A 7,391-nucleotide genomic window follows, 5' to 3' on the forward strand; every position below is an offset into this window, starting at 1 on the left:
CACGCCCTCGATAAAGCCTGCCATGATTATCTCCCGCTGCCCGTCTGGAGATTACCATGCCAGGGAGTTTCCACACCGCCTCGGCTCAGACCAGACCTTCTCCGCAACCGCAACGCGGTGTGGTATACTGGTCCGCCAACGTCGGGTTGGCGCTGAGGCGGATCGAGGCGGATGGGAGAAACATCATGAACATCGCCTACTTGCCTGACATTCGCGCCTGCCGACCGGCCTGGAACAAGGGCCGCGTCGTCGGCCAGAAGCGTCCCCTCATGTCCAAACATGTCTGGGCCATCCGGGTGCGCCTGGAAATCGCAAAGAACCATCGCGACCTAGCACTTTTCAACCTCGCCATAGACAGCAAGCTGCGCGGCTGCGACCTCGCAACTCTGAAAGTTGCCGACATACTTGCCGCCGGTCAGGTCAAGGAGCGGGCGTCAATCATTCAGAGCAAGACCCGGCGGCCAGTTCGATTCGAGATCACCGAAGGTACGCGCAAGTCGAACCTGCGCTGGATGGAGGAGCCGCTGATGATCGGCTCCGAATACCTCTGGCCGGGCCGATTCCACGAACGGCTGTACATCTCGACACGCCAATACGCTCGTCTCATGCGCAAATGGGTGAAATCCATAGGGCTGGACCCAACATCGTACGGCACGCATTCGATGCGCCGGACCAAAGTCGCGCACATTTACCGCAAGACAGGCAACCTGCGAGCGGTTCAGCTCTTGCTGGGCCACACCAAGATGGACAGCACCGTACGCTATCTCGGCGTTGAACTGGAGGACGCGTTGGCCATAGCTGAGGCGGTCGAGATCTGACCTAATCGGGCCGTTCTGCATGGACGGCCCAATCCGGACCTCGCCCTACCTTCGCGATGCTGCGGTCGCAGTCCGCTTACCGGCCATTCGTCGCGCGTGCGAAATCTGGAGATGATCGAACTCACTGTCTGCGGGACAAACCTGCCTTTCGCCGCGAGCGCGCGACCATTGCTGCATTTGCGAGGGCATCAGAAGGTCGGACGGTTTCAAGACATTCGTAGCAGGCGCCCGGTAGATTGCTTGATACCTTCAAACCCGACCAGTTGATCACCCTCCAGCTGAGTCGTGGACAGTCGGCCCGCTCGGACGGTACTTTGCTGTTGAACGCCACAGGTGCCGCAGGCCAGGATGCTGAGGTGGAAATGCCTGAAAGGTTGAATATCCGGCTTCTTGGAGGATTTGAGATCGTCCTCGATGGCCGTCGCGTCGACGGCTTCCAGAGCCTGCGGCTCCAGAGGTTTCTGGCGTTGCTGACACTGCAGGATGGCGCGCAGCACCGTTCACGGCTGGCGTTCGAGCTATGGCCCGACTCGAGTGAGTCCCAGGCTCGAACCAATCTCCGGAAGTTGCTGCACGAGTTCCGGCAGGCACTGCCTGATAGCGACTCGTTCGTTGACACGGGCAGCGAACAGCTACGCTGGCGCGATACGGCATCGGCGAGCGTCGATGTGATGCATTTCCGCGCAGCTATATCCAGTTCCGACTTCCAGGAGGCGGCAGCGATCTATGGCGGCGATCTCCTGCCGGCTTGCTACGATGACTGGGTGCTGGAGGCGCGGTCGTCTTTGCGGAGGGACGCACAGACCGCATTCACCCGGGCCGCGGTGGCTGCCGCCGAACATGACGAACATGAGGCCGTACTGGAGCACGCTCGCCGGTTGGAAGAACTTGAGCCAACAAACGAAGCCGCTATCTGCCATCAGATCAAAGCGTACCGCGCCCTTGGGGATCGAAATGCAGCCATGCGAGCCTATCACAGGTATGCAGAGGTGGTGGAGCGGGATCTGGGCGTGACCCCAGACGAGGCAGTTCGCAATCTCTATCGAGAAGTCCGCGACGGGTTCGTTCTTTCTGAAGACAAGGAAGCCGTGGACACCGCCCCGCCGGAACAGGCGCCGACATTTGTCGCGCCCTTTGTCGGTCGCGATGGCGATATCGCCGCCCTTCAATCGGCATGGTCCGCGGCGCAGAGTAAGACCGCCCATCTCGTGCTTCTGACTGGGGAACCTGGCATCGGCAAGTCGCGTCTGGCGCAAGAAATGGGCCGGCACGTCGCGGCTCGTGGTCATACGGTGGTCACCGCACGCGCCTACGAGGCAGCCGGCAGGCTGCCGTGGGGGCCGGTGGTGGACCTCCTTCGTTCGGACACGATCCGGGAGCGGATTGACGCGCTTGAGCAGGTTTGGCGAACCGAACTGTCGCGTCTTCTTCCCGAACTCGCCGGTCGTCCCGGAACACCGGCCCGCGTCGGCCCGGGCGACCCGGTACAGCGTCACCGGCTGTTTGATGCTGTCTCGCGAGCACTCGTTTCCCCAGACCGTCCGTGCCTCATTGTGATCGACGATCTCCAATGGTGCGACACAGAAACGATCGACATGATCGGTTACCTGATCCGGGCGAACGCCTCCGCACCGCTGTTGATCATAGGGACTGTCAGGCCCCAAGAGGTGCCAGAAGACCACCCCCTGACCCGGCTGACGGACGCGCTTGAACGCGACGCCGTCGTGGCGACACTGCCGCTCGAAAGGCTCGACATCGCCGCAACCGCGGCCCTCGCGGCAAGGATGCGTGGCGTGGAAAGCGTCGATTCCGAATACGCAGCCCGTCTCTGGACAGCAACAACTGGCAATCCTCTGTTCCTCGTCGAGACGCTTCGTGCGGGTGCTTCCGAGGGGCAGACGTTCGAACTAACACCAACCGTGAGAGCCGTCATTCGCACAAGGCTGACCCGGCTATCGGAGGGCGCCCGCCGTGTCGCCGAGATGGCGGCGGTGATCGGTCGCGCCTTCACGCTCGATCTGATCGGCGCGGCTATCGGCACGGACGAGCGCACTCTGATCGATGCCATCGATGAACTTTGGCAGTGCCGGATCATCGCCGAGCAGGGCGTTCGCTATGACTTTAGCCATGACAAGCTGCGCGAGGTTGCGCTCGAGATGATCAGCCCGGCCCGGCGGCGGCTCCTACACAGGGCCGCGGCGGGTGCGCTCTTGGCAGTCCATGGTAGCGACCCCGCCGCGATCAGCCCCCAACTTGCCGCCCACTATACCCGTGCCGGAATGATCGAACAGGCGATCGGGGCCTATCAGAAGGCCGGAGCTGGCGCTGTCGCCGTCTCGGCCTTCGAGGAGGCGGTCGACCACTTCCGCCGCGCCCTGGCTCTGTTGCCCGAGCTTCCCCGCTCCTCGTCGCGCGACCGGCTGGAACTTGATATCCGCATCGCCCTCGGTTCGCCGCTAGTTGCGCTGGAGGGTTACGGAGCCGAACGGGCGCATCAACTCTATGAACGCGCCATGGCGCTCTGCCGCAAACTCGGCGACCCGGTCGATGCACCGATCCTGCGCGGGCTGGGACTGGCGCGCCTGCAAGGCTGCCGGTTCGCCGATTGCAACCAGATGGGCAGCGCTCTCGCGGAAAGTTCCGATCCGGTTGCCGTGACCGAGGGGCGCTATCTGCTGGGCGTCAGCGCGTTCTGGCAGGGTGACCTCGCCCGCTCCCGCACCTTTCTGGAAAGCGCCATCGCCAACTATGGCCCCTCGCACACCGGCGAGCATCTGACCCGCTTCGCGCAGGACCCAAAGGCTGTCTGTACGGTCCGCCTGGCCCTGGCAGAGCTTTGGCTGGGCGATCCCCGCCGCGCGGAAAAGACCGCCCGCGCTGCCCAGGCGCTGGCGGAGGACATCGGGCACCTGATGACGCTGGGCTATGTCATCACCTATGCCGCCATCGGCGCCGCGGAGGCCGAGGATCTCAACCGTCTCATCCAACTGCTGGCGGATGCAGAGGAACTCTGGAAACGGTTCTCGATGCGTTATCTCTCGGTCGTGCTCGAATCCCTGCAAGGTTGGGTCGACCTGTGCGATGGCGACCGGCGGGGAATCAAACGGATCTCCCAGTCGGTCAAACGCTCTCGGAACGAGGGTGAGAACCTGCACCTCACCTACATGCTGCTGCTGCTCGCCCGGGCGCATGAACGCTGGGGTGACGCGGCACTCGCGAAGGCGGCAGTTGCAGAGAGTCTGTCACTGACTGACAAACATGGGCAATTCTATCTGCATTCCGAATTGCGACGGATGGAGGGCAACCTGGCGCTTGCCAATGGCGAAACGGACACCGCGCGGGCCGCCCTGACGGGCGCTATCTCGATCGCAAAGGATCAGGGCGCGCTCTGGCCCGAACTCAAGGCGCGCACCTCTCTCGCCGCCGGTTTCCCGGACGAAGGCGCAACACCCGGTCTGCGCGCACTGATGACACGGATCCCCTCCGGCCAAGACCTCCCGGCGTTCCGCGCCGCGGCCAGCGTTACGGGGAGCGGCAAATAGGCAGGAACGCTTTCGGAACGGCGCGTCGCGGATCATCTCGGAAGCGATGCGGAGGATTCGCCAATGACAAACCTGACCTTGGACCTGTCCGAGAAGGTTCGCGGCCGGATCATCACGGCCTCAGACGCCGGCTACGACGATGCCCGCACCGTCTACAACGCAATGCATGACCGCCGGCCCGGCGTCATCGTCCAGTGCGCCGATGCCGCCGACGTGATGGCGGTAGTGTCCTTCGCGCGTGAAGGCGGCCTCGATCTTGCCGTCCGCGGCGGCGGGCACTCTGTCCCCGGCTTCGGCACCATCGACGGCGGGCTGGTGATCGACCTGTCAAAGATAAACAATGTCCAGGTCGATCCGCAGAAAAAGGTCGCCCGCGTCGGCGGCGGGGCGACGTTCGGCGATGTCGACCACGCGACTTATCCCTTCGGGCTGGCCGCTCCCGGCGGCGTGATCTCGACCACCGGCGTCGGCGGGCTGACGCTTGGCGGCGGCATCGGGTACCTCACCCGTCGTGCCGGGCTGTCGATCGACAACCTCCTGTCAGCCGATGTGGTTTTGGCGGACGGTCGGCAGGTCACCGCAAGCAACTGCCAAAACGAGGATCTTTTCTGGGCCTTGCGCGGCGGCGGCGGCAATTTCGGCGTTGTCACCAATTTCGAGTTCCAGTTGCACGATGTCGGTGACATCTCCGGCGGCCCCCTGTTTTACGAGTTTGAGGACGCCAAAGCCGTTATGCAGGGCTATCGAGACTACATCGCCGAGGCGCCAGAGGCACTCGGCTGCTTCTTCGGCTGGCAGATCGCGCCCGACCTGCCCTTCATCCCGCGCGACCGCGTCAGCGATCTCTTCTGCGTATTGGTCCCCTGCTGGACCGGAGCGGCGGAGGATACGGACCGGGAGATCAAGTCATTGCGTGACTTTGCCGAGGTCAAGGCCGAATTCTTCCAACGCATGCCCTTCCCCGCGATGAACGGCCTCTTTAACGACGCGGTCCCGCACGGCATGCAGAACTACTGGAAGGCAGACTTCATCACCGAGTTGACGGATGAGGCGATCGACGTCCATTGCGCGCACGGGGCAAACACTCCCCACGTCAGCTCGTCCATGCACCTCCACCCGATCAACGGGGCGGCACAGCGGGTTGGCGCGGACGAGACCGCCTTTGGCCACCGTGACAAGATGTTTTCCCCTGTAATCGCCGGCATCTGGGACGATCCGGCCGAGAACGAGGCCAATATCCGCTGGGTGCGCGACTACTATGACGCGATCCACCCGCACTCCAGCTCCGAAGGTGGTTACATCAACTTCATGTCCGACGATGACGGCCACCGCGCGGCGCAGAACTATGGCGCCAACCATGCCCGCCTGGCCGCCGCGAAGGCCGTCTACGACCCGGACAACGTCTTCCACGTCAATCAGAACATCCAACCTGCTACCACGGGAGGAGACCGATGACCGACAATTGGCTTTTCAAAAGCGAGACCTACGACAACTGCAACTGCGCCATCAACTGCGGCTGCCAGTTCAACCTTCCGACGACCCACGGGAAATGCGAATCGGCCTATGTCGGCGAGATCATCGAGGGGCATTTCAATTGCACGCCGTTGGGCGGGCTCCGCTGGTCGGCGATCTATCAGTGGCCGGGTGAGATTGCCGATGGGGACGGTCGAGCGCTGATCGTCATCGATGAACGCGCCGCACCTGCACAGCGGGCGGCGCTGGAGACAATCCTGCGCGGCGAAAGCTGCGCGCCGCTGAGCAACGTTTTCGCCGTCTTCGCCTCGACCTGCTCGGAATTTTGCGAGACGCAATTCCTGCCGATCCATCTGGAAAGGGACCTTGACGCCCGCACCGCACGAGCCGAGATCCCAGGCATGCTGAAGAGCACCGGGCGCCCGCACATCAACGAGTTCACCGGCGAGACTTTCGACATCGCGCTCGCCCGCAAGGCCGGCAGCATCGAATTCACCTATGCTGAGTTGGGTCTCGGTACGACAAAGGTGACAGGCGAAATCGAGATGGCCTTCGAAGATACCTGGGCGCTCTTTGTCGTGCATCATTTCGACCAAGATGGTCTGGTACGCGAGCGGCCGCGGCTGACAGCGTGGCTTGGGGTGTGAGACTTTAAGCCCAATGAAGGGTGTATGATGGTTAGGACAATTGCAAGGCTTCTCGAAACAGAGCTCCGACGCGAACGCGCTTTCGTTATCGGAACACGTGCGTTGACCGTGCTCATCACCGCGATCAAAACAGTCTCTAGTGTGCTCATGGAAATGTCGGCGATCTCCATGACCTTCGGCAGCGTGAACGGCATGGGTCCCAACGTCGGTTCTCGGGAGACGACCTGAAGTCTGTAAAGGGCTATTCCTACATTCAGCCGTTGCAAAAGTGCAATTACGGCGAATGCCCGGAGTAAACCCGATATCCGCCGATCAGAGCAATGAATATGCCACGGGCCGAACCAACGTCTTGTTTGGATGTATATGGACCCCGCCTGATTGCAACGATCTGTTTGGTTCCGGCTTCGAGGTCGCGATTGCTGATGTATATCCGGCTTCTTAGGGCGGCCCGATATTTCGTTGCCGCGAGCCCCGATGGATTTCCGCTTGCTTCTACCTCATCGCCCCTAAGGCATCGGTGCTGACCTTGCCGATCCACACATCAAGTTCGAGAAGCAACGGGCGTGACCCATTTCCATCTCCTGGCAGATATTGCAATAATCTCGTTAGCTCTCCTTTATTGACTTTCCGATGTGCCGTTCAAGCGAACGACACGGCGTGTCCCGGGCGGTAGTTCTGATCTCTCGCTAAGAGCGACCAGACTATCCGAGCGTTCTTGTTAGCCAGTGCCACCGAGACGACATTCGGATGCCGCCGTTCGCGCATCCGCGCGATCCATTGGCTGCGCGTATCGGTTTACCGTCAAAGATGGGGCCAAGCCAAATACCCCTTCTGAAGGCTCTGTTGCACAAATTGGCTGATGGCCGGGGTTCCCCTTTCCCCGGACAGACTTATCCCACGGGCTCTGTGAC

5 protein-coding genes and 1 pseudogene are annotated in these 7,391 nt (G+C 62.1%); 5 read left to right on the plus strand and 1 reads right to left on the minus strand.

Going from position 1 to position 7,391, the window contains the following annotated elements; genetic code table 11:
- Positions 1-185 precede the first annotated feature (185 nt).
- The 5 genes from ACFMBG_RS23815 (at position 186) to ACFMBG_RS23835 (ending at position 6,708) form a co-directional block, all read left to right on the plus strand.
- On the plus strand, positions 186-818 hold the full coding sequence (locus ACFMBG_RS23815; protein ID WP_421057125.1) for a tyrosine-type recombinase/integrase: 633 nt from the start codon (positions 186-188) through the stop codon (positions 816-818).
- A gap of 236 nt (positions 819-1,054) precedes the next feature.
- A complete protein-coding gene (locus ACFMBG_RS23820; protein WP_421057126.1) occupies positions 1,055-4,360 on the plus strand; it encodes an ATP-binding protein in 3,306 nt (1,101 codons plus the stop codon).
- 63 nt (positions 4,361-4,423) lie between these two features.
- Positions 4,424-5,815 carry an FAD-binding oxidoreductase gene (locus ACFMBG_RS23825; protein WP_421057127.1) on the plus strand — a complete coding sequence of 464 codons (1,392 nt, stop codon included), beginning with the start codon at positions 4,424-4,426 and terminating at the stop codon, positions 5,813-5,815.
- A complete protein-coding gene (locus ACFMBG_RS23830; protein WP_421057128.1) occupies positions 5,812-6,480 on the plus strand; it encodes a DUF1326 domain-containing protein in 669 nt (222 codons plus the stop codon). The genes ACFMBG_RS23825 and ACFMBG_RS23830 overlap by 4 nt, the downstream gene beginning before the upstream one ends.
- Before the next feature lie 102 nt (positions 6,481-6,582).
- On the plus strand, positions 6,583-6,708 hold the full coding sequence (locus ACFMBG_RS23835; RefSeq protein WP_421057129.1) for a hypothetical protein: 126 nt from the start codon (positions 6,583-6,585) through the stop codon (positions 6,706-6,708).
- Between the two features lie 411 nt (positions 6,709-7,119).
- Here the strand turns inward: ACFMBG_RS23835 and ACFMBG_RS23840 are convergent.
- Positions 7,120-7,272: pseudogene (locus ACFMBG_RS23840) on the minus strand (IS110 family transposase); the annotation flags it as partial.
- Between the last annotated feature and the right edge of the window lie 119 nt (positions 7,273-7,391).

Source organism: Leisingera coralii (assembly GCF_049056525.1).
In the GTDB taxonomy this organism is placed as follows: Bacteria; Pseudomonadota; Alphaproteobacteria; order Rhodobacterales; family Rhodobacteraceae; genus Leisingera; species Leisingera coralii.

What these genes read in the sequence shown, in the direction of transcription:
- ACFMBG_RS23815 (WP_421057125.1), top strand. Translation starts at nt 186, where the DNA reads ATGAACATCGCCTACTTGCCTGACATTCGCGCCTGCCGACCGGCCTGG.
- ACFMBG_RS23825 (WP_421057127.1), top strand. Translation starts at nt 4,424, where the DNA reads ATGACAAACCTGACCTTGGACCTGTCCGAGAAGGTTCGCGGCCGGATC.
- ACFMBG_RS23830 (WP_421057128.1), top strand. Translation starts at nt 5,812, where the DNA reads ATGACCGACAATTGGCTTTTCAAAAGCGAGACCTACGACAACTGCAAC.